General features: G+C 47.5%; 20 protein-coding genes. 14 read left to right on the forward strand and 6 right to left on the reverse strand.

Going from position 1 to position 22,125, the window contains the following annotated elements:
* Positions 1–83 precede the first annotated feature (83 nt).
* From lpxM to pheS, 4 genes are all read right to left on the reverse strand, one after another.
* Entirely contained in the window at positions 84–1,022 is a 939-nt protein-coding gene (lpxM, locus tag H9J30_RS05940; protein WP_240130185.1) for a lauroyl-Kdo(2)-lipid IV(A) myristoyltransferase, read from the reverse strand.
* A gap of 95 nt (positions 1,023–1,117) precedes the next feature.
* On the reverse strand, positions 1,118–1,414 hold the full coding sequence (gene ihfA, locus H9J30_RS05945; protein ID WP_011622581.1) for an integration host factor subunit alpha: 297 nt from the start codon (positions 1,412–1,414) through the stop codon (positions 1,118–1,120).
* A 3-nt stretch (positions 1,415–1,417) separates the two neighbouring features.
* On the reverse strand, positions 1,418–3,805 hold the full coding sequence (gene pheT / locus H9J30_RS05950; protein WP_240130186.1) for a phenylalanine--tRNA ligase subunit beta: 2,388 nt from the start codon (positions 3,803–3,805) through the stop codon (positions 1,418–1,420).
* Between the two features lie 14 nt (positions 3,806–3,819).
* Positions 3,820–4,803, reverse strand: coding sequence for a phenylalanine--tRNA ligase subunit alpha (pheS, locus tag H9J30_RS05955; protein ID WP_240130187.1), 984 nt, complete (start codon positions 4,801–4,803; stop codon positions 3,820–3,822).
* A gap of 470 nt (positions 4,804–5,273) precedes the next feature.
* Between pheS and H9J30_RS05960 the strand changes: the two genes are divergently transcribed.
* A complete protein-coding gene (locus H9J30_RS05960) occupies positions 5,274–6,791 on the forward strand; it encodes a methyl-accepting chemotaxis protein (RefSeq protein WP_240130188.1) in 1,518 nt (505 codons plus the stop codon).
* Positions 6,792–6,834: 43 nt separating this feature from the next.
* On the opposite strand, the gene H9J30_RS05965 is transcribed toward H9J30_RS05960, so the two are convergent.
* Positions 6,835–7,335, reverse strand: coding sequence for a rod shape-determining protein (locus H9J30_RS05965; RefSeq protein ID WP_240130189.1), 501 nt, complete (start codon positions 7,333–7,335; stop codon positions 6,835–6,837).
* A gap of 62 nt (positions 7,336–7,397) precedes the next feature.
* Positions 7,398–9,389, reverse strand: a complete 1,992-nt coding sequence (gene yoaA / locus H9J30_RS05970) for a DNA repair helicase YoaA (protein WP_427915901.1) — start codon at positions 9,387–9,389, stop codon at positions 7,398–7,400.
* A gap of 277 nt (positions 9,390–9,666) precedes the next feature.
* Here yoaA and H9J30_RS05975 point away from each other — a divergent pair, with 277 nt between their 5' ends.
* The 13 genes from H9J30_RS05975 to H9J30_RS06035 all read left to right on the forward strand — a co-directional run bounded on the left by H9J30_RS05975 (position 9,667) and on the right by H9J30_RS06035 (position 22,100).
* Positions 9,667–10,008 carry a hypothetical protein gene (locus H9J30_RS05975; protein ID WP_240130190.1) on the forward strand — a complete coding sequence of 114 codons (342 nt, stop codon included), beginning with the start codon at positions 9,667–9,669 and terminating at the stop codon, positions 10,006–10,008.
* An 87-nt stretch (positions 10,009–10,095) separates the two neighbouring features.
* A complete protein-coding gene (locus H9J30_RS05980) occupies positions 10,096–10,554 on the forward strand; it encodes an acyltransferase (RefSeq protein ID WP_240130191.1) in 459 nt (152 codons plus the stop codon).
* A 62-nt stretch (positions 10,555–10,616) separates the two neighbouring features.
* Positions 10,617–10,943, forward strand: coding sequence for a DUF7716 domain-containing protein (locus H9J30_RS05985; RefSeq protein ID WP_240130192.1), 327 nt, complete (start codon positions 10,617–10,619; stop codon positions 10,941–10,943).
* A gap of 66 nt (positions 10,944–11,009) precedes the next feature.
* Positions 11,010–11,837 (forward strand): hypothetical protein, encoded by an 828-nt coding sequence (locus H9J30_RS05990; protein WP_240130193.1) that lies wholly within the window; start codon positions 11,010–11,012, stop codon positions 11,835–11,837.
* A 674-nt stretch (positions 11,838–12,511) separates the two neighbouring features.
* On the forward strand, positions 12,512–13,411 hold the full coding sequence (hisG, locus tag H9J30_RS05995) for an ATP phosphoribosyltransferase (protein ID WP_240130194.1): 900 nt from the start codon (positions 12,512–12,514) through the stop codon (positions 13,409–13,411).
* Positions 13,412–13,414: 3 nt separating this feature from the next.
* Positions 13,415–14,731, forward strand: coding sequence for a histidinol dehydrogenase (gene hisD / locus H9J30_RS06000; RefSeq protein WP_240130195.1), 1,317 nt, complete (start codon positions 13,415–13,417; stop codon positions 14,729–14,731).
* A 70-nt stretch (positions 14,732–14,801) separates the two neighbouring features.
* Positions 14,802–15,992 (forward strand): histidinol-phosphate transaminase, encoded by a 1,191-nt coding sequence (gene hisC, locus H9J30_RS06005; RefSeq protein WP_240130196.1) that lies wholly within the window; start codon positions 14,802–14,804, stop codon positions 15,990–15,992.
* A gap of 81 nt (positions 15,993–16,073) precedes the next feature.
* Complete coding sequence (hisB, locus tag H9J30_RS06010) at positions 16,074–17,165, forward strand: bifunctional histidinol-phosphatase/imidazoleglycerol-phosphate dehydratase HisB (protein WP_240130197.1); 1,092 nt, start codon at positions 16,074–16,076, stop codon at positions 17,163–17,165.
* A 147-nt stretch (positions 17,166–17,312) separates the two neighbouring features.
* Positions 17,313–17,963, forward strand: a complete 651-nt coding sequence (hisH, locus tag H9J30_RS06015) for an imidazole glycerol phosphate synthase subunit HisH (protein ID WP_240130198.1) — start codon at positions 17,313–17,315, stop codon at positions 17,961–17,963.
* A gap of 136 nt (positions 17,964–18,099) precedes the next feature.
* Positions 18,100–18,837, forward strand: a complete 738-nt coding sequence (gene hisA / locus H9J30_RS06020; RefSeq protein WP_240130199.1) for a 1-(5-phosphoribosyl)-5-[(5-phosphoribosylamino)methylideneamino]imidazole-4-carboxamide isomerase — start codon at positions 18,100–18,102, stop codon at positions 18,835–18,837.
* A complete protein-coding gene (gene hisF, locus H9J30_RS06025; RefSeq protein WP_240130200.1) occupies positions 18,819–19,592 on the forward strand; it encodes an imidazole glycerol phosphate synthase subunit HisF in 774 nt (257 codons plus the stop codon). The genes hisA and hisF overlap by 19 nt, the downstream gene beginning before the upstream one ends.
* 88 nt (positions 19,593–19,680) lie before the next feature.
* Entirely contained in the window at positions 19,681–20,340 is a 660-nt protein-coding gene (hisIE, locus tag H9J30_RS06030) for a bifunctional phosphoribosyl-AMP cyclohydrolase/phosphoribosyl-ATP diphosphatase HisIE (protein ID WP_240130201.1), read from the forward strand.
* A gap of 572 nt (positions 20,341–20,912) precedes the next feature.
* A complete protein-coding gene (locus tag H9J30_RS06035) occupies positions 20,913–22,100 on the forward strand; it encodes an aromatic amino acid transport family protein (protein ID WP_240130202.1) in 1,188 nt (395 codons plus the stop codon).
* The last annotated feature ends 25 nt before the right edge of the window (positions 22,101–22,125 follow it).

Raw genomic sequence — 22,125 nt, forward strand, 5'->3', positions numbered from 1 at the left:
AAGCACGGCTTCAGTGATAAAATGGCTTTAAGTCTACACACTTAAAGCCATTTTTATTCGGGTTTACAATAAGCGATAAACACTTACTGATAAATTGAGGCTTGCCCTTCAGGGCGAGTCTTTAGCAATCTTAGGAACCACATATACTGCTCTGGATGAGCGAGTATCACTTGCTCAACCGCTTTATTAAGCGCCAGTGCCTCATTTTCTTTACCCACCATATCTTCTGCGGCAATAGCGGACATCACAGTCAAATCAAACTGGCGTGTTACTTGGTTATAACCAATTTTGACAGGTAGCACCTGCGCGTTGCCCGCTTGTGCCAAGCGCCCGACCACTGGCAATGTGGCTTTTACCGTGCCTAAAAACGGCGTAAACACACTTTGATCTGGGCCTAAATCTTCATCGGGTAGATAAAAAAAGCTGTTATTACGCTTAAGCTCGGCCAATAAGGCCCGTATACCTGCCTCACGCATGTAAACGTGGCCCCCACAACTACTACGTACTCGATTATTAAACCAGTTGAATAAGCCATTTTTATGGGCCTTGGCCATAGTCACCATAGGCAGTTCGAGGTTTAATCTAAGCCCTGCATAATCAATGGGCCAAACATGCGGCATGATAAAAATCACTGGCTGCCCTGCTGCTTGTGCCGCTTGTACATGCTCAAAGCCCATCAAATTCACACGGTGGCGTAAATGCGCCTTTGAACGTACTAACAGCTCACCTTGAGATAACAGCACTAATACGAAGTTCTGCACGTTGTCATCAATTAAGGCTTCTATTTCTGCGGCGGATTTTTCAGGAAAACACGCGCTTAAGTTTGCTCTGGCAATCCCTATCGGCTTTTTCGCAATAGGCGCCACCATTTTGGCCAAGGTTCTAGCAATAGGATCACGCAGCCACGCGGGCATGATCCCAAAAATCACTAACAGACCGATCGCCAACCAAGTAACCCAATATTTAGGGTGCAATAACGCCAGTTGAAAACGTCGATCAAAATGTTTGGGCTGTCTTGACAAAGAAATCACCTCAGACAGTGGAAGAGTCATTCATCATAAAAAGAAAATAGTAAAGCCACTCACGAAGGAGTGGCTTTACTGTCGAACATCTAAAATTACTTGCCCGCGTTAGAAGCTTCTACGCGAGTTTTCAGTTTCTGGCCGGGACGGAAGGTCACGACACGGCGAGCGGAAATCGGGATATCCTCGCCTGTTTTTGGGTTCCTTCCCGGTCTTTGATTCTTATCCCTAAGGTCAAAGTTGCCAAAGCCAGATAACTTGACCTGCTCACCACTTTCAAGTGCGCCTCGAATTTCTTCAAAGAACGACTCAACCATCTCTTTAGCGACACGCTTGTTAATACCTAGTGTTTCAAAAAGATGTTCTGCCATTTCGGCTTTGGTAAGTGCCATACTTTAATCCCTCAACGATGCGTTGAACTCGGTCTTCAGGGCAGAAACAACTGATTCTACTGTCTCAGCGATCTCTTTTTCCTCAAGTGTACGAGTAGTGTCTTGTAATGTAAGTGCTATCGCCAAGCTCTTCTTGCCGGGCTCAACACCTTTACCTAAGTATACATCGAACAAGTTTATGCCAACCAACTGATTTTCGCCAACTTTTCTTATCAATTTCATTACATCACCTGCAGATACACTTTCATCTACAACAACCGCGATGTCACGACGATTAGCCGGGAACTTAGATACAGCTTGGGCTAGCGGTAAACTGGTATGCAATAAAGCATCCAATTCCAACTCAAAAACGATGGTTTTACCATTGAGTCCAAAAGGCTTCTCCAAACTTGGATGGATAGCACCTATATGACCGATTACTCGATCATTTCTCAATATTTCAGCACATTGCCCTGGATGCAGAGCAGAATGTGTCGCTACTCTAAAGCTAAATTCTGATGCGGAAACTGTCAAGCCGATAATTGCTTCTAAATCACCTTTAAGGTCGAAAAAATCAACAGTTTTCGATTCCATAGCCCAATGTTCGTCATTTTGAGGCCCTGTAATGACGCAACCGAGCATAGCTTGCTGTCTTACACCTGATTCTGCATTAATATCAGGAACAAAGCGAAGGCCAGTTTCAAAAAGTCTCACGCGACCCTGTTGACGACTTTGGTTGTACCCTACAGCAGTCAATAATCCGGTAAACATCGACAAACGCATGGCCGACATTTCACTGGAAATTGGGTTTGGTAACACCATGGCTTGCTCACCTGGATGCACCAGATTTTGCAACTTAGGATCGACGAAGCTGTAAGTGACCGCCTCTTGGAAACCACGGGCCACTAACAACGAACGAACGCGTTTAAGGCTTAAGTCGGTTTCTTTATGATCCGACATTCGCAGTGACGCCACAGGAGCGACGTTTGGAATGTTGTTGTAACCGTAGATACGAGCAACTTCTTCGATTAAGTCTTCTTCAATCGCCATATCGAAGCGGTAAGTGGCGGTCGTGACCTGCCAACTTCCCTCACCTGCGACCACGCTAAAACCTAAACGCTCGAGAATTTCAACCACATCGCTATCGGGAACATGGTGACCGAGGATTTTATCTAACTTGCTGCGACGTAATAAAATTTGTGCAGGTTTTGGTAAGTCAGCATCAGATTTAGCTTCAACAACAGGGCCCGCTTCACCGCCACAAATCTCCAGCACTAAACGCGTCGCACGGTCGATAACCTTATGTTGCATCTCTGGGTCAACACCACGCTCGAAGCGGTGCGATGAATCAGTGTGCAAACCTAAACGACGTGATTTACCCATAATCGCTAACGGTGCGAAGAACGCACATTCAAGCAGTATGTCTTGGGTAGTGTCGCTCACACCCGAATATTCACCGCCAAACACGCCAGCAAGCGCTAATGGACGCGCATCGTCGGCAATCACTAGAGTGTCGTTTGGAATAGTCACTTCGCTGCCATCGAGCAGGGTGATTTTCTCTTCGCCATTACCTAAACGCACTTGGATGTCGCCAGTCAGTTTGGCAAGGTCGAAGGCGTGCATCGGTTGACCGAATTCAACCAACACAAAGTTAGTGATATCGACGATAGGATCGATTGAGCGGATACCACTGCGACGCAGTTTTTCCTGCATCCATAATGGCGTAGCCGCTTTCACGTTCACATTCTTCACCACACGACCTAAGTAGCGTGGGCAAGCTGCGGTTTCCTTCACATTGATAGCCACTTTGGCATCAATCGTTGGCGTCACGGCTTGCCATTGTGGCTCAGTCACAGCAGCACGGTTTAACACGCCGACTTCACGGGCCAAACCTACCATACCTAAACAATCGGCACGGTTAGCGGTTAAATCCACTTCAATCACAGCATCATCAAGCTGGAGATACTCGCGTAAATCCTTGCCTAATGGCGCATCTAATGGCAGTTCGATAATGCCATCGCTATCGATATCAATACCCAGCTCGCTGTATGAACACAGCATGCCTTCTGAAGGCATACCACGCAGCTTAGCCTTCTTAATTTTAAAATCGCCTGGCAGTACGGCACCGACCATTGCTACGGCCACTTTTAAGCCTTGACGGCAGTTTGGTGCGCCACAGACGATATCGATAAGCTCGCCACTGCCGACACTGACTTTAGTCACGCGCAGTTTGTCTGCATCTGGGTGCTGGCCACATTCGACCACTTCACCAACCACAACGCCGTTAAACTCGGCAGCCACGGCATCAACGCCATCGACTTCGAGTCCAGCCATAGTGATCTGGTGGGATAATGCTTCACGGCTAACGGCAGGATTGACCCACTCACGAAGCCAAGATTCGCTAAATTTCATGCTATACAGCTCCGTTATTTAAATTGCTTCAGGAAACGCAGGTCGTTTTCGAAAAACGAACGTAGATCGTTTACGCCGTAACGCAGCATTGTTAAACGCTCAACGCCCATACCAAAAGCAAAACCAGAGTATTTTTCTGGATCAATACCCACGCTACGCAGCACATTTGGGTGCACCATACCGCAGCCTAACACTTCTAACCATTTGCCGTTTTTACCCATCACGTCCACTTCAGCTGAAGGCTCAGTGAAGGGGAAATATGACGGACGGAAACGCACCTGCAAATCTTCCTCGAAGAAGTTACGCAGGAAGTCATGTAACACGCCTTTCAATTCGGCAAAGTTAACGTGCTCATCTACCAACAAACCTTCCACTTGATGGAACATTGGTGTGTGAGTTTGGTCGTAGTCGTTACGATACACACGGCCCGGAGAAATAATTCGCAATGGCGGCTTTTCAGTTTCCATCGTACGGATCTGCACGCCCGAGGTTTGGGTTCGCAGCATCAGCTTAGGATTAAAGTAAAACGTATCGTGATCCGCACGCGCAGGGTGATGCTCAGAGATATTCAAGGCATCGAAGTTATGGAAGTCATCTTCGATTTCTGGCCCCTGCTTTACCGAAAACCCTAATTCCCCAAAAAAGGTTTCGATACGCTCAATAGTGCGCGTCACTGGGTGCAAACCACCGATTTCGATAGTGCGACCAGGTAACGTCACATCAATCTTTTCGGCAATTAATTTGGCTTCCAGCTCTGCACTTTTCAGGCCATCGATGCGCTCAGTTAATTTCTGTTGAATGGCCTGTTTCGCATCATTGACCGCCTGACCAAAAGCGGGTTTTTCTTCAGGACTTAAGCTGCCCATCATCTTCATCATGTCGGTGATCTTACCTTTCTTACCCAGGTAATCGACACGGATATCATCCAGTGCTTTTAGATCACTGGCCTGGTCAATAATGACTAAGGCTTGTTCTACGATCTCAGTTAACTGCTGCATTTTCTCTTCCACTGCATAGTCGCGCTTGATAAACAAGTGCTATGGGCGCCAAACTTTCAGGCTATTTCGGTGCTCAGGTTATCGGGCGTTAATGCCAGACGCATTGCTAGCCATAACGAAATAAAAGGATAGAAATTCTACGCGAGCGGGCGGCATATTACTAGGGTCTATTCGGGGTTTTTATCATGCAAATTCATGTGTTACCCCCAAAAATCACCTGTAGCTGGACACTTAAAAAAGTAATTGATGCATTTTACAGCAATCACAGCTTCATATATTCCCCACTAGCGACGCATGTAACTAAACTGTAAACTTAAGTTTGTACCTTGCCAAAATTGCAGCAAAAGAAACAAAAGTGCCGCAATTGGACAACAATAATACAAGCAACTGCTTACTAAACAAAAAAGCATAAAGTCTATGGCAAATCGACCGATACCCATTTGGTCACAGCCCAATTTATCGAGGCGCTAATGAAAGAAGTTAAATTTCGTTGGATAGATCAATATCTTATCCACATGACCTTAAAAACCAAATTTGCAATACTCGCCCTAGTCCCCATGTTTATGATTGTGGGATTCGCGGTGTTTTTAAATAACCAGTTCCAGCATACTTTGCTCGAAAGCCACCTAAACGGATTACAAAGTACATCGCAAAAAATCAATCAGATTGCCACAGCGCTGTATGGCAAATTACCCGAACAAGAACGGCAAAATATTCCCAATCTCGTTAGTCAAGGCTTGCAAAATGTTGATATTGTATCTATTTCGCAGGCCGATAGCCGTGCCCAAACCATTGCGCGAAATGGCGGTGGAATAGATACCAATAGCACGCCTGAGCGAGCAATCAGCGCGCTAAGCGAACAAAATCTACTCACCATCATCAGTGTGGATAATCGCGAAATCAATACACTGTTAGCCGATGATAATCTGTTAATTTACAGTGTAATGGCGGTGTTGCTATTTGTGCTCTTCCTCTTTAGCTACTACATTTCCACCTTCGTTGGCGGCGCACTTTACACTACCGTTATGGCGTTAAAACGCGCAGCGTCTGGCGATTTAACGGGTCGATTAAACTTTTTCGAAGTCAAAGATGAATTCAGTCTCTTGGCCATCAGCATTGACACTCTCGTTGAACGTCAACACAACTTAGTGAAGCAGATTGCTGAATCCACCAGCAAAATCCGCGAAGTGGTTTCATCTTTTAGAAATACTGCGCAGCAGGGCCAAGCCTTAGCGGTAAATCAGCGTCAGCACCTCGACTCCTTAGCCACGGCAATGGAAGAAATGACCGCAGCGGTAAAAGAGGTTGCGCGCAATGCTGAGCAATCCTGTGCCGAAACCCAAGAGGCTAATCAACAGGTCAATGCGGGATCTAAGGATATTGAAACCACAGTAAGCGCGATTGATGTGCTGTCGGATGAGATTTCTGTCGCATCGGATGCCGTCAATATCCTTAACGACAACGCCAGCAAGATTGACGAGGTGGTTTCGACCATTAATGCTATCTCCCAGCAAACTAACCTACTCGCCCTTAACGCCGCGATTGAAGCTGCGCGTGCTGGCGAACAGGGTCGCGGTTTTGCGGTGGTGGCCGATGAGGTACGAACCCTCGCCGGCCGTACTCAGGCGGCAACGGTAGAAATTAAATCCATGATCGAATCACTGCAACAGGGCACACGCAACCTCACTCAAGTGATGTCACGCACCGTAAGCCAAGCGAGTGAAGGCAAGCAGCATGTACTGCAAACGGGTAAAGATCTTCAGTCGATTGCCCACCACAGCAGCCGCGTGTTCGAAATGAGTGTGTTGATTGCCACGTCCGCAGAGGAACAATCGGCCGTGGCTAACGAGATTGCCACTAACTTGATGGAGATCCGCAATCAATCCCATGATGTCGAGCAATCGGCCAACCAATCTGTGTCGGGTTGTGATGAACTGCAGGCAACTGCGGGACAGCTTGATCAACTCTTGGTTGGGCTAAAAGTCTAATTCTTAAAAAGTCTCAGTCTAGCTGAAGTGGAAGGGATAGTTTTTATCCCTTCTTAATTATAAGTTGTGCACGTTTAATGTCGTCATAATGCTCAAATTGAGGATTGATACGCGGGCCAAGATAAATCACCACTTCCCTAGCGCCAGCACCCATTACAAGTTCACGCAAAACCCTATCTTCAATATCAGTTAAACCACCTTCGGTCTTTTCCAATTGATGCAATATTACCCTAGGTGCCGCTCTAAATCCTGAGGAGTGAAGTTGAGAAATGCCGTATTGAAGCAGTTTTTCAGCCAGAGCAAAGCTTGCGACAAACATTCGAGGGTGTGAAAACGGATTAACAATGCGAATTCCCTCACAGTCCAATGTGTTAGCATCATGGCCGATAGCTTTGATCATCGTTTTGTTGTGCTCAGTAACAAGTGCGAGCAAGGGTTCATACTCGATACTGGCCTTATCGCCAAAAGCGTTTATCGTAATCTTGGCTTCACTTAACTCAATTAATAAGTCTTTAGAAATTAACCCCTTTAGCCAAGTAAACACATCTATTCTCCCGAAAAAGACATTTCCAGATAAAGCTTGTCTGCCCCACAATTATTTTCCGATTAAGGTATTTGCCTTAAAAAGGCTAGCGCTTGCTCTAAATCGCGGGTACGCGCCATCGGCGGCAAGGAATTTAAAAATGCCTGCCCATAGGGACGATTTACAATCCGATTATCACAGAGAATCAATACGCCGCAGTCCTTTTCGTCGCGGATCAAGCGACCTACTCCTTGTTTAAGTGCAATAATCGCCTGTGGCAACGACACTTGGGTAAAAGGGTCGCCTCCCTGCCGGCTGATATTATCGGCGCGAGCACGGTAAAGTGGCTCATCGGGTGAGACAAAGGGCAGCTTATCGATAATTACGCAGCTTAATAATTTGCCACGCACATCCACGCCTTCCCAAAAACTGCTGGTACCCAGTAGCACCGCATTACCCAGTTGGCGAAACTTTGTGAGCAAACTCTGTTTACCCGCTTGCCCTTGCACCAACAACGGATATTGAGTCCGAGTTCGCAATGCCATCGCCGTTTGCTCAAGCATTTTATGGCTGGTAAACAAAATAAAGGTGCGCCCCTGCGCCGCCTCAATCGCTTTTACGCATACATCGACTAACTGTTTGAGTGCCTGCTGCTGATTCGCCACATTCCCTAATTGCCTTGGCACACAAAATAGCGCCTGACGCGGATAATCAAAGGGACTATCCAAAATATGCGCCTTGGCATCACTGATCCCTAACTCCTTGGCAAAATGCGCTAAGCTGCGATTCACTTGTAAAGTCGCCGAGGTAAATATCCAACTGGTATTGGCCACAAATAACTGCTGACATTCGCGGGCAATATTAATCGGTGAAATCCGTAGCATCACAAAACGGCTACCAAATTCAATACTATAGGCAGCCTGTGGATTGTCACATTGGAAAAACTGATTGAGCTTATGGTTAAGCTCCGCCAGTTTGACGGCAATATCATCTAATAACTCACTGCGCCCCACGTGGGCGAGCAAGAGTTTTTGCAGCGCGGTTAACTCTGCGAGTAAATCCCATGACGCGAGCGCAATTGACTTATTGCCAAGCAGCACACGCCAATCCGACTCGGCGATAGAAAACAATCCATTATGCCAGTCACTCAATTTGGCTAAACAACGTTGACAAAATTGGGCAATCTGCCCTGTATCGCTGAGCTCAGTTTGATAAATCTGCAATAACTTTTGCAAATAGTCATCAATAGTGCGACTCGAGGATTGCTGGCCAAAGTAACTGACGCAGATATCCGGCAGCAAATGCGCTTCATCGAAGATCACCACATCGGGATCGGGTAATAATTCAGCAAATCCTGTGTCCTTTAACACACTGTCGGCAAAGAATAAGTGATGATTCACCACGATGATTTTTGCATCCATCGCACGGTTGCGGGCCTTACGGGTAAAGCAGGCATCATAAAATTCGCAGCGTTGCCCAAGGCAGGTCTCTTTAGTACTGACCACTAAGGGAAGCGCGGGAGAGTTTTCGGCAACTGAGGTTAAGCCACCGATATCGCCGTCCTTACTCATGCCTGCCCATTGGTTGATTTTGAGTAAATCATCCAATAATCGCGCCTCAATATGGCTGGCCTCCTGCATTTGCCTATCGAGCCGATACTGACATAAATAGTTATTTCGACCTTTCAATAGTGCAAGCTTGGGCGCAATCCCAAGCATAGATGTCAATGCGGGTAAATCCTTTAAAAACAATTGCTCTTGCAAGTTTTTACTGCCAGTACTGACAATCACTTGCTTGCCACTCAGCATAGCGGGAATTAAATAGGCGAAGGTTTTACCCACCCCTGTGCCCGCTTCAATCACCGCATTGCCCTTGCAGGCAATCGCGTCACTGATAATTTGCGCCATTTCAACCTGACTCTGACGCGCACTAAACCCTTGAATATGCTTAGCGAGCACGCCATCACTAGCAAAAGCGAGCAGCACTTCACTCGCCAATCGGCTCATCGAACGTGGAGCATCGCTCGATTGCTGAAGCGTGGCTTGCCGCGGAGTTGGGCGTCTGGAGTGATTCAAGGGCGAACGAGATCCTTTAATAAGGTTAACATATACAGTTCAGAGACGGCTAAATCTGGGCAAATTAGTCTGCAAGCGTTAAAGAGCCTGATTCCGTAAATCCGCAGTGTAATTAAGCCCGCCTAATAATACCAATAGTTTCAGTCCTGCGCCGAATTCAACATGAACATAGTTTTATGCGAGAATATTGCGGAGTTGGCGGCCAGTCGACAATACGCTTTAAAAAATTGCCGCTATCAGCCACAGAGCACGGTTTATAACGCGACAGGATGATTCGATGAAATACCCTTCTGGTCTTTTACTATTGTTGTCTTTTAGCCACCTTACTTGGGCAGGTTGTGATGAAGTGACTTCGCAATGCCTCGTCATAAATGGGGATAAAGAACATGCTGAATCCTGTGAAATCACGATTTGCGCCAATATGAACGAATACATAGTTGATGTCTCGCTAAAAAATGGTGGTACGATTTTTATGAGACAGGATAATCAAGCGCAGCTGATTCGTGTTAATGACAAGCAAGGCGTCTTCATTAGGCCGTCCCCCGAGAAAAGCAATCAAACCTGTTATGCTATGGCAGATAAAAGCCTAACTTACTGCTTGCCAGATGTAGTGCTGTAATGAATATTGATAACCGTACACTTTAGACGGCAAAACAGACTGCAGATCACTCACTATGAAGGTAAGCGTGGAGCATAGAGGTTAACCATGCAAACGACATTATCACTGTCACAATATGTGAAAAAGCGAAATGGTGTTCCACTGGGTGCCAATCACTCGATGAGGAATATGCTATCACGTGCCCTTGGCGCTAAGTCATTCCCTATTTTTTGGCATTATTGGAATCCGATATGGGGTTATTATTTATCACGCAATGTTATGCGGCCTATCAGTCAGTTTCTGCCGATGTGGCTCGCCGTTTTGCTCACCTTTTTGGTCAGCGGTGCGCTACATGATATAGCTGTTGCTCTGGTTAAATGCCAAGCTATTTTCTTTTTTACACCTTGGTTTGGCACCATGGGAGTTATCGTGATTGCCTCAAATAAATATGGCCTTTCCTACGGTGCATTGCCTTGGATTATGCGGGCCATGATTAATTTACTGTTTATTTTATCATCGTTTGCATTAACCGAATTAACGCAGGATCTGTTGAGGCTTTCAGCCTAATTATTTCGCTTTAATTAACTCGTCTTGATGATGTAAATGATACTCGCACAAAAGGATATTTCATGCGATTCACATTAACCTTGGAAACCCTATTATCTCAACTCGGTTCTTTTTCGTGGCACTTGGATGTGTATAAAGCCTTAGAGCAACCATTGAACTCCACAATAGCGGTGTTAATCATTGACGATGAACTTGAAGAGGAGCGCGACCAACAGGATGAGCCTCTTTATCCAAAAAACCAAGGCTATCAATATTTTTTGAGTATTGCTGATTTGCAAAGCATCAAGGCTAACTTAGAACAACAGATGCCAAATGCCACCTTACATGACTTAATTCATGCAGTCAGTTATTACTATCAAACCGATGCTTATATAAATTTAGAGCGTTAACCACTTTAATTAAGTTTTTATAAGATAAATTAAACCCAATGATTAAAGGAACAAATAGAATCAGATATGGATAAAAAAGCAAAAAAGATTTTATTATCCACCTATTGGAAGAATGGCTGGATTGACGCAAAAAACAGAAGTCTCTCCGAACCCGATTTTAGCTACGCCAAATCGAAAGGATTAATGTTTGATCCTTTAACGATCTCCCACGATGAATGCATCGTTGCCATCAAGGCGCTAGTTAAAGGCATTTCGCAAGCACAAGTAACAAAAGGATTTTTAAGCAGCCTAACCTCCAGGCGATTGGATTGGCGCTCTTCCCTTGCATCCTATGCTGTCGCCCAAAAAATGCCATCCCATCACTATACAACCGTCATTTCAGGCACTTCCTACACGGATGGGAAACCAACAGCACACTCCTATACCTGCGGCATTTGCCGAGACAGTCAATATGGCATCCGAGGAAGCGAATCCTATAACGAGATGGATATTAACGTATTCAATTTCGAGCGTATTAAATGGGGCGGCGTGCGCCATGGGGATATTTTGTATACCTATTTTGATTTAAGCCAATTTATCAATGCCGATATTCCAGAGCCGACGTCAGAAGATATTGCCTGTTTTAGGGAGATACTAACGATTATCGAAACATCAGACCCGAGCGATTATCCCAGCACACTAGAGAAGATATTAGCGAGTGTGATTAAATCGAGTAAAGCCGAGCGACAAACATTAATTGAAATATTAGCCAGTCTGGGAATATTAAAACCACGCTGTTTCGATAGACAACGCAAAGGCAAAAATGACTGGGTATTTGCCGAATATTGGCGTGGTGAAGACAAATATTGCCAACAGACAGTTGACCGCCTGTTTGGAGAATATTTAACACGATAACAGAGGATGTCACGCGCTAATTCAGCATTAGCGCTGTGCCTGACACTTAGCCTCAATCGCCAGTCTAGATTGAACGCTGCTAGACAAGATTTGCCATCCTTGTCGCCAGCCGAATTTATCTAAACTCATTATCTAAACGCAGAGTCTGCTTTGTGCCATTCCAAGGAAATATCTAATATTCGCCCCTCCTTACGATAAGCAGATTATCGTCCAGCGCCCACCAAGATGAAACATTTTCACAAAACGCATAAATATTCTTATTTAGTTAAAATTAACTGTTGCAAACGGCACAGAAAGCGGTTAGCTTAAAAAAACATTCGATGGATAAGAATCCGCCGACACCAAATTAAACAGAATCACAGAGTATAGAGAGTCATATGAGCCAACTACTGAACGCTATCCACCATCATCACCACCATATGCGGTAGCCTTCGGATGCTCACTGCCGGAGGACCGTATCCTTCTGGCGGACTGATTCAAAGATGATCATTAACCCCTGGAAGGAATTCCGGGGGTTTTTGCTTTTAGGCTTTTTAACTAACAATTTAACAGCTAATTAGTAATTAATTTCAATATGTTAACCGCCACATTGACTGGCAGTATCGATAAACCCGTTAAAGCGTGAAACGAAAGAATATCATTTTGAATTTGTTAACTTTGAGCGAGATAAAATTATGACCGAATCAAACCGTTTACGTATCGCCATTCAAAAATCGGGGCGCCTATCGACCGATTCTCAGCAATTACTCAAGAGCTGCGGAGTAAAATTTTCCATTAATGAACAACGCCTTATCGCTCACGCAGACAACATGCCCATCGATTTACTTAGAGTGCGTGACGATGATATTCCAGGACTGGTGATGGATGGGGTAGTGGATTTAGGCATTATTGGTGAGAACGTGCTCGAAGAAGAGCAAATTGAGCGCCAAACCTTAAATAAACCCGCCGAGTTTGTGAAGTTACGCCAACTGGATTTTGGCGCCTGTCGTCTCTCGTTAGCCGTGCCAACCGAATTTAGCTATGCCGATGCCTCATCCTTGGAAGGCTTAAGAATTGCCACCTCCTACCCCAATCTGCTGCGCCGTTTTATGCAACAAAAAGGCATAAATTATCGCGATTGTATGTTAAAAGGCTCGGTTGAAGTTGCACCGCGTGCAGGGCTTGCCGATGGCATTTGTGACTTAGTCTCCACTGGCGCAACCCTTGAAGCCAATGGTTTATACGAGACTGAAGTCATCTACCGCTCCATGGCCTGCATTATTCAATCAACCCAAACCCAAACGCCGAGCAAACAAGCCTTAATCGATCGCATTTTATCCCGCGTAAACGGCGTGATCCGCGCCCGTGAAAGTAAATATATTTTGCTGCACGCGCCAACCGAAACCTTAGATCAAATTGTCGCCCTGCTGCCCGGCGCAGAAAACCCAACAGTGCTGCCATTAAACGACGATACTAATCGAGTGGCCATCCACGCCGTCAGTACTGAAGATTTATTCTGGGACACCATGGAGCAGCTCACCGCGCTAGGTGCCAGCTCAATCCTCGTCATGCCAATTGAAAAAATGATGGGGTGATCTATGGATATTTTGACTTGGGCAGCGTTATCCACCGATGAACAAAAAGCCTCGCTTAAGCGCTCACCTTTAATTGGTGACAGTGGCTTAGAACAAAGTGTTCGCGCCATTGTTGATGCCGTTGCTAGCCGTGGTGATGCAGCACTGAAAGAGTTTAATCAAAAGTTTGATGGCGCCAAGCTTGTAAATATCAGTAGCGCCAATATCGACAGTCTGCGCTTAAGTGAGAGCGAGATTAGCGCCGCCAGCGCACGAGTCTCGGCAGAACTAAAAACCGCCATTGCCCAAGCGATGGCCAATATTGATGTGTTTCACAGCGCGCAGCAATTTCGTCCCATCGACATTGAAACCCAAGCGGGGGTTCGCTGCGAGCTTCGTAGCGAACCGATTGAAAAAGTCGGTTTATATATTCCCGGTGGCAGCGCCCCATTAATCTCAACCGTACTGATGTTGGCCCTGCCCGCCAAAATTGCTGGCTGCGAACAACGGGTACTCGTGAGCCCACCACCGATCAATGATGCGATTGTTTATGCAGCAAATGTCTGCGGCATTACCGAGATCTATCAAGTCGGTGGCGCGCAGGCCATTGCCGCATTAGCCTTTGGCACTGAAACGATTCCCTGCGTCGATAAGATTTTTGGCCCGGGCAATCGTTATGTCACCGAGGCCAAGCGCTTAGTCTCACAGGATAGCCGCTGCACAGTGTCTATCGATATGCCAGCAGGCCCTTCCGAGGTATTAGTCATTGCCGATAGCGATGCTAATGCGCAGTTTATTGCCGCAGACTTACTCTCGCAAGCGGAGCACGGCCCGGATTCGCAGGTCATTTTAGTCACAGATTCTGAGCCATTAGCACAGGAGGTTAATCAGGCACTCGAATCGCAACTGGCCGCCCTGCCACGCCAAGAGATTGCTGCGACCGCCCTAAAAGGCAGCCGCACCATTTTGGTCAAAGATATGCAAGAAGCGGCGCTCGTTTCGAATCGCTATGGACCCGAACACTTAATTATTCAAACCCGCTTTCCACGGGACGTGCTAAATCATATTCGCGCCGCAGGCTCAGTGTTTTTAGGCGCCTATACACCTGAATCGGTTGGGGATTATGCCAGTGGCACTAACCATGTATTGCCGACTTATGGTTACAGCCGCGCGGTATCGAGCCTCTCCTTGGCAGACTTTAGCCGCCGCTTTACGGTGCAAGAACTCAGTGCCAAGGGCCTACTCGGACTCGGGCAAGCGGTGATGACCCTTGCCAGCAATGAGCTACTCGATGCCCATAAAAATGCAGTTGCGGTGCGCTTAGCCAGTCTCAAGGACTGATAGCAGCAAGACGAAATAACAGTACGCTTTAACGTGAATTAACGCCGTAGCAAGACTTAGGATGAATAGGATGAGCCAAGTGCCAACTAGCCAAGCACCAACGAGTAATGTGCCTGTGACAAAGATTCCGAGCGCCAATTGCGCCAGCAATACTCTCGATAACAATACTCTCGATAAAATGGCAATCGAACCAACAAACCTTGCCGCACGTCTTGCGCGGCCCGAACTGCTCGAGTTAACGCCCTACCAAAGTGCTCGCAGGCTGGGTGGTCGTGGGGATATTTGGATCAACGCCAACGAATCACCCTTCAATAATGTGGCAGTCGGCGAGCTCGATTTAACTAAGTTAAATCGTTACCCCGAGTGCCAACCACCCGCATTAATCAGTGCCTACAGCCAATATAGCGCTGTAGCGAAGAGCAAAATTGTCGCCAGTCGCGGCGCAGATGAGGCCATCGAGCTGCTTATTCGTGCCTTTTGTACCCCTGGCATCGATTCCATTGCGATCTTTGGGCCCACTTACGGCATGTATGCCATTAGCGCACAAACCTTTAATGTAGGCGTTAAGGCGTTAGGCTTAACGGCTGAGTACGGTCTACCTGCCGACTTTGCAACGGCCGCACGCGGCGCTAAGTTAGTGTTTATCTGTAATCCGAATAACCCAACTGGCACTGTGATTGATAAGGTGCGCATAGAGCAAGCCATCCAAGCCCTGCCCTATGCCATTGTCGTCGTCGATGAGGCTTATATCGAGTTTTGCCCAGAATATAGCGTCGCGGATTTACTCGAGACTTACCCAAATCTGGTAGTACTGCGCACCCTCTCAAAAGCCTTTGCCTTAGCAGGCGCACGCTGCGGCTTTTTGCTTGCCAATGAAGAGATTATCGAAATCATCATGCGGGTAATTGCGCCCTATCCCGTGCCATTGCCCGTGAGTGAAGTGGCCGTGCAAGCGCTGTCACCTGCTGGGATTGCGCGGATGAAGACCCAAGTGAATGAGCTCAATACTCAGGGCGAGCGACTCGCGGCGGCGCTGAATTTGTACTGCGAGCAATGGGGCGGCGCCGTGCTAAAACCCAATGGCAACTATGTCTTAGCCGAATTTGACGACGTAACCAAAGTGGCACAACTGCTTATCGACAATGGCATTGTCGCGCGGGCTTATAAGGACCCAAGGCTGGCTAAAGCCATTCGTTTTAGCTTTAGCTCCATGGCCGATACTGACCGTATTGTGTCGCTGTTTGAGTCGCAAAAACGGTAAGCGTTTGACACCAGCCAAGACACGGTATTGCCTAATAGATTGATTTTACAAAGATAACAAACTGAATTGAAAGGTAGCAGCATGAACCCAGTATTTACCCCTAATGTCGCGCAAAAAATACTTTTTATCGATCGCGATGGCACCTTGATTGAAGAGCCGGTTACAGATAAGCAAGTGGATAACCTTGCCAAACTGGTATTCGAGCCCCAAGTGATCCCCGCCTTACTGCGCCTGCAAAAAGCTGGGTTTAGGCTGGTGATGGTCAGCAATCAGGATGGACTCGGCACTCCATCCTTCCCGCAGGAAGATTTCGATGCGCCGCACAATATGATGATGCAAATCCTCTCCAGCCAAGGGGTTAAGTTTGAAGATGTGCTGATTTGCCCACACTTTAACGATGAGAATTGTAGTTGCCGTAAACCCAAGCTGGGACTGGTGAAAGACTTTTTGACCCAAGGCTGTATCGATTTTACCCAGTCCGCGGTGATTGGTGACAGACACACAGATGTGGAACTGGGCAATGCCATGGGGATTAACAGCTTTCAATATCAGCGAGGCAGTCTAGGTTGGAACGCCATTGCCGATGCCTTACTCAACAAGGGCCGCAGCGCGACTGTGGTACGCACCACCAAGGAAACCGATATTCGCGTGACTGTCGATCTCGACAATGCCAGCAAAGGCACGATTAACACCGGTATTGGTTTCTTCGACCATATGCTGGATCAAATCGCCACCCACGGAAATTTCAAAATGGAGGTGAATGTCGATGGCGATCTTGAAATAGACGATCACCACAGCGTTGAAGACACCGCATTGGCAATTGGAGATGCGCTGCGCCAAGCGCTGGGTGATAAACGTGGTATTGCCCGTTTTGGTTTTAGCTTGCCGATGGATGAAGCCAAGGGCGAATGCTTACTGGATCTTTCCGGCAGGCCTTTTATTAAATTCGCCGCCCAATTTGAACGGGAAAAAGTCGGTGAAATGGCCACCGAAATGGTGCCGCACTTTTTCCGCTCCTTCGCCGATGGTTTACGCTGCACGCTACATGTAACGGCCGAAGGTGAAAACGATCACCACAAGGTGGAAGCGCTCTTTAAGGTGCTGGGCCGCGCGCTGCGTCAAGCAGTAAAAGTCGAAGGGGATGTCTTGCCATCGAGTAAAGGCGTGCTCTAACACTGTGCTACAAGATTTGTTATCTGCTTCTTGACTGAAAATAGGTACATGAGCAAATAACATAAAGCCTGATGATTTTAACGAGGGGCAGTTTCGGGAATGCCGCGACAAACCGCTTCACCATTGATCCATCAATAGGAAAACCCAATGTCAGCGAACACAGATGAATTTGATGTTGTCATCATAGACACAGGTTGCGCCAATTTAAGTTCGGTACGTTTCGCCTTTGAGCGCCTTGGCGCTAAGGTGTTAGTCACCGATGACAAGGCCAGCATTAAAGCCGCCAAACGGGTGGTATTGCCAGGTGTCGGCAGCGCCGGCGCCGCCATGGCCTCATTAACCGAAAAAGCCTTAGTCGAATTAATCCAAGGGTTAACTCAGCCCGTACTGGGCGTGTGTTTAGGGATGCAAATGCTCACCCTGCTTTCTAAAGAACGCGGCGGCCAAGCGCTTGATTGCCAATGCTTAGGGATTATTCCAACCGAGATTGACGAGCTAGACCGTCAAACCCTTAAAGCCGAAGGCCTGCCTCTGCCGCACATGGGCTGGAACCAACTAACTTTCAGCAACCCCTCTCAGGTTCACCCGTTGTTTGCCGGAGTGGCAAGTGGCAGTTATGTGTATTTTGTTCACAGCTACCGCGCGCCATTAAGCGACTACACCTTGGCACAATGCCGTTATGGTGAAGACTTTAGCGCCGCTATTGGTAAAGACAACTTTATGGGCGTGCAATTTCACCCCGAGAAGAGCGCCGCCGTGGGAGCACAAATCCTAGGTAACTTTTTAAAAATGCAGTAAATGCAATCGCTTATTAGCTTTTGACTGATTTAAGTGTGGGGGAGCTAAGTTTGGCTGAGCCACCAGTATTTTTCAGCCACAACATTGGGCAATAAAGCGCGGCAGCAAATGCGCAAAAAAGAATTAAGGACAAAAGATGATCATTCCAGCAATTGATTTAATTGATGGCAAGGTAGTGAGGCTCTACCAAGGGGATTATGGGCAGCAAACGACCTTCGATTTAAGCCCGCTGGCCCAGTTACAATCCTACCAAGCCCAAGGGGCAAGCTGGCTGCATATTGTCGATTTAACTGGCGCCAAAGATCCTGCTAAACGCCAAACGGCTTTGATTGCAGCGCTAACAGCAGGGCTTAACGCCAATATTCAAGTCGGCGGCGGGATCCGCACTGAAGAGCAAGTCGCCGAGTTATTATCCCTTGGTGTAAAACGGGTAGTGATTGGCTCACTCGCCGTTAAAGAACCCGGGTTAGTCAAAGGATGGTTTAACACATTCGGCAGCGAGTCAATATGCCTTGCTCTGGATGTGAATATCAATCAGAGCGGCGAGAAAATCGTCGCGGTTTCTGGCTGGCAAAGCGGTGGCGGCAAGAGTCTAGAATCTATCGTTGAAGACTTTAGCCAAGTGGGACTTAAACATGCACTGGTGACGGATATCAGCCGCGATGGCACCCTCACAGGCGCCAATACCGCACTCTACCGCGAGCTATCCTGCCGCTATCCAAACATCGCTTGGCAAGCCTCGGGCGGCATTGCTTCCCTTGAGGATGTTGCCGCCGTCAGAGACAGTGGCGCCGCGGGCATCATTATCGGTAAAGCTTTACTTATCAATCAGTTTAATGTGGCGGAGGCAATCCAATGCTGGCCAAACGAATAGTCCCCTGTTTAGATGTGAAAGATGGCTGCGTGGTCAAAGGTGTACAGTTTCGCAACCATGAAATTGTGGGCGACATCGTACCACTCGCCGCGCGTTACGCCGCAGAAGGCGCCGATGAGCTGGTGTTTTACGATATAACCGCCAGTGCCCATGACCGAGTAGTCGATAAATCTTGGGTGAGCCGAGTGGCTGAGCAAATCGATATCCCCTTTTGCGTGGCGGGTGGAATTAAAACCATTACCCAAGCCCGCGAGCTACTCGCCTTTGGCGCGGATAAAATTTCGGTCAACTCGCCTGCCCTGAGCGACCCGAGTTTAATCTCACGCCTGCAGGATGAGTTTGGCCGCCAATGTATCGTGATTGGCATCGACTCATTTTATGATGCGGCAAGCGACAGTTATAAAGTGAAGCAATTTACCGGCGATGAAGCCGCCACCAAAGAAACCGCTTGGTACACCCAAGACTGGGTTGAAGAAGTGCAAAAACGCGGCTGCGGCGAAATCGTGCTCAACGTGATGAACCAAGATGGCGTACGCGGCGGCTATGATATCCAGCAGTTAAGCCTAGTACGCCAGTTGTGCGATGTGCCCTTAATCGCCTCGGGCGGTGCGGGCACGATGGCGCATTTTCGCGAGGTGTTTATTGATGCGAAGGTCGATGCGGCGCTTGCGGCGAGCGTGTTCCATAAAGCCATTATCAACATCGGCGAGTTAAAACAGTATTTAGCCGCCGAAGGTATTGCGATTCGCCAATAGCTTTTAGATCAGAGCGATTAATATCGATAGTCAATATTGGCCAAACCAAATGCTCATCGATTGCGACAAAAGAATAAGGTACTCAAATATGACAACTGGAATAATTTCAAGATGTTGCCAAGACAAAGCAAGCACGGATCTGGTCAACGGTCTAGACTGGGAAAAACAGCAGGGGTTAATCCCTGCGGTAGTGCAAAATCACCTCTCTGGCAAGGTATTAATGCTCGGGTATATGGATAAAGCCGCGCTGGAACAGACTTTGGCAACTGGTGATGTGACGTTTTTTAGCCGCTCTAAGCAACGTTTATGGACCAAGGGCGAAACCTCTGGCCATACCCTAAAATTGGTCGCCGTCGATAAAGACTGCGATAACGACAGCCTGCTGGTACAGGTGTTGCCCAATGGCCCAACCTGCCATAAAGGCACAGAAAGCTGCTGGCTCGACGGCCAAGCACACCCCTTTTTAAACAATCTGGCCGAGCTTATCGCCTCACGTAAAGGGCAGAGTCCAGAATCGAGCTACACCGCCTCCTTATTTGCCCGAGGCACAAAACGCATCGCCCAAAAAGTCGGTGAAGAAGGGCTCGAAACCGCACTGGCTGCCGCCACCCACGATAAAGAAGAGCTGATTAATGAGGCATCGGATCTTATATACCACTTATTAGTGCTGCTTGAAGATCAGCAACTGAGCTTAAGTGATATCACGGCTAATCTGCTCGCTCGCCATCAAAAAGCACAGCGAAAATAATCCTGAACCACCAGCACCGCTGCATCTGTATCTGCCGCAAGCCTTTAAGGCTTCGGCAGAGTTGTAGTTCGACGCTTTAGTAAACGCAACATATCGTCCCCAAACGGTAACCGACCAAGCCCCCAGAGCGTGCCTCTGTCAATAAATCAGCAAAATACTGTTGTAATGGTTGACAAGTACAGCTTAACTACCTATCGTAACCCGCATCCTCGATTTACATCCGAGGAAAGATCCAACTTATTAACATTTAAGATAAAATTTTAGATCAACGTCTGTTGCCTTAAACGCATAGACTAAGATCAACTGCAAATTTTGCTAAAAAGGCGCGTTTTATGTGTATTACAACAACAGCTTATTATCCCTATCTGTAGCCGCAATGGCATAGATAGGCACTCTCGCCTGACCTTCCATTGTGGCCATATCCCCAACGATCCGCAGATTGCGCCACGATCCCAACGCTTTGTACTCACACAAGTACGACTCTCAGCCGCTGTATCGCGCCGCCATTCTGCTTAAGCCTTCATCTCATCTGAGATATTCGAGCCATTCATTAAGACGTTTGAGCGTAAGTTATGACACAAAATAAATTTTTCGGCAGTTTACTGCTGATCGCAGGCACCACCATTGGCGCGGGCATGCTCGCACTCCCCATCGCATCGGCAGGCCTTGGTTTTGGCATGTCGAGCATGATCATGCTGATCCTCTGGGCATTAATGGCCTACACCGCCCTACTCATGGTCGAAATCCACCAATTTGCTCCGAGTGATGCCAGTCTCAACCAATTAGCCCGAAATCTGCTGGGCGCTAAAGGCCAAGTGGTTGCCAGTATCGCATTAATGTTTTTACTCTACGCCCTGTGCGCCGCCTACATTGCTGGCGGCGGTGAGCAAGTCCATCAAAAACTCAGCTCTTGGTTAGGGTTAGCACTGCCGCCACAGGCGGGCGCCATCTTCTTTACCCTGTTAGTCGGCACGATTGTGGGGTTAGGCACCCACTGCGTCGATTTAATTAACCGCATGCTCTTTAGCTTAAAGATCATTGCCTTGATCTTGATGCTGGCGTTATTACTGCCGCAGGTGGAAGGCACACATTTACTCGAGTTGCCACTGGAACAAGGGCTTATTGTGTCGGCCATCCCAGTGATTTTTACCTCGTTTGGTTTTCATGGTTCGATTCCGTCCGTGGTGCGCTACTTAGGCGTTGAGGTTAAAAGCCTGCGCAAAATCATGTTGCTCGGCTCGGCGTTACCCCTGCTGATTTACCTGCTGTGGCAACTGGGCAGCCAAGGCGTACTCAGCCAAAGCCAACTGATGACCAATCAGAGTCTTTCTGGCTTTATTAATCAATTAGCGAGTGTACTGCACAGCCAATACTTAAGCTCAGCGATTAGTGTATTTGCCGATCTTGCCCTTGCGACCTCCTTTTTAGGCGTGAGTCTAGGTCTGTTTGACTTTATAGCCGCCAACTTAAGGCAAGAAGATAATGCGACTGGTCGCAGTGTCACCGCGGCGATCACTTTTGTGCCACCTTTAGGTTTTGCGCTTTTCTACCCACAGGGATTTATTACCGCCCTAGGTTATGCGGCCATAGCCCTAGTGATCCTCGCAATTTTTTTACCTGTAGCCATGGTGTGGGTACAAAGACAAGCACGCGATAAGGCAAAGCTACCTCAAGGTTACCGCGTCTCAGGGGGAAAATTAGGTTTAGTTCTCGCACTACTATGTGGCCTTGCGGTGATTAGTGCGCAGCTTTTAGGCTAGAGTCGGTTTAGACCACTGCAGTATA

This window comes from Shewanella cutis (assembly GCF_022410515.1).
Lineage (GTDB): Bacteria > Pseudomonadota > Gammaproteobacteria > Enterobacterales > Shewanellaceae > Shewanella > Shewanella cutis.

What these genes read in the sequence shown, in the direction of transcription:
- ihfA (WP_011622581.1), bottom strand. Translation starts at nt 1,414, where the DNA reads ATGGCACTTACCAAAGCCGAAATGGCAGAACATCTTTTTGAAACACTA.
- pheT (WP_240130186.1), bottom strand. Translation starts at nt 3,805, where the DNA reads ATGAAATTTAGCGAATCTTGGCTTCGTGAGTGGGTCAATCCTGCCGTT.
- pheS (WP_240130187.1), bottom strand. Translation starts at nt 4,803, where the DNA reads ATGCAGCAGTTAACTGAGATCGTAGAACAAGCCTTAGTCATTATTGAC.
- H9J30_RS05960 (WP_240130188.1), top strand. Translation starts at nt 5,274, where the DNA reads ATGAAAGAAGTTAAATTTCGTTGGATAGATCAATATCTTATCCACATG.
- H9J30_RS05975 (WP_240130190.1), top strand. Translation starts at nt 9,667, where the DNA reads ATGAAATACCCTTCTGGTCTTTTACTATTGTTGTCTTTTAGCCACCTT.
- H9J30_RS05980 (WP_240130191.1), top strand. Translation starts at nt 10,096, where the DNA reads ATGCAAACGACATTATCACTGTCACAATATGTGAAAAAGCGAAATGGT.
- H9J30_RS05985 (WP_240130192.1), top strand. Translation starts at nt 10,617, where the DNA reads ATGCGATTCACATTAACCTTGGAAACCCTATTATCTCAACTCGGTTCT.
- H9J30_RS05990 (WP_240130193.1), top strand. Translation starts at nt 11,010, where the DNA reads ATGGATAAAAAAGCAAAAAAGATTTTATTATCCACCTATTGGAAGAAT.
- hisG (WP_240130194.1), top strand. Translation starts at nt 12,512, where the DNA reads ATGACCGAATCAAACCGTTTACGTATCGCCATTCAAAAATCGGGGCGC.
- hisD (WP_240130195.1), top strand. Translation starts at nt 13,415, where the DNA reads ATGGATATTTTGACTTGGGCAGCGTTATCCACCGATGAACAAAAAGCC.
- hisC (WP_240130196.1), top strand. Translation starts at nt 14,802, where the DNA reads ATGAGCCAAGTGCCAACTAGCCAAGCACCAACGAGTAATGTGCCTGTG.
- hisB (WP_240130197.1), top strand. Translation starts at nt 16,074, where the DNA reads ATGAACCCAGTATTTACCCCTAATGTCGCGCAAAAAATACTTTTTATC.
- hisH (WP_240130198.1), top strand. Translation starts at nt 17,313, where the DNA reads ATGTCAGCGAACACAGATGAATTTGATGTTGTCATCATAGACACAGGT.
- hisA (WP_240130199.1), top strand. Translation starts at nt 18,100, where the DNA reads ATGATCATTCCAGCAATTGATTTAATTGATGGCAAGGTAGTGAGGCTC.
- hisF (WP_240130200.1), top strand. Translation starts at nt 18,819, where the DNA reads ATGCTGGCCAAACGAATAGTCCCCTGTTTAGATGTGAAAGATGGCTGC.
- hisIE (WP_240130201.1), top strand. Translation starts at nt 19,681, where the DNA reads ATGACAACTGGAATAATTTCAAGATGTTGCCAAGACAAAGCAAGCACG.
- H9J30_RS06035 (WP_240130202.1), top strand. Translation starts at nt 20,913, where the DNA reads ATGACACAAAATAAATTTTTCGGCAGTTTACTGCTGATCGCAGGCACC.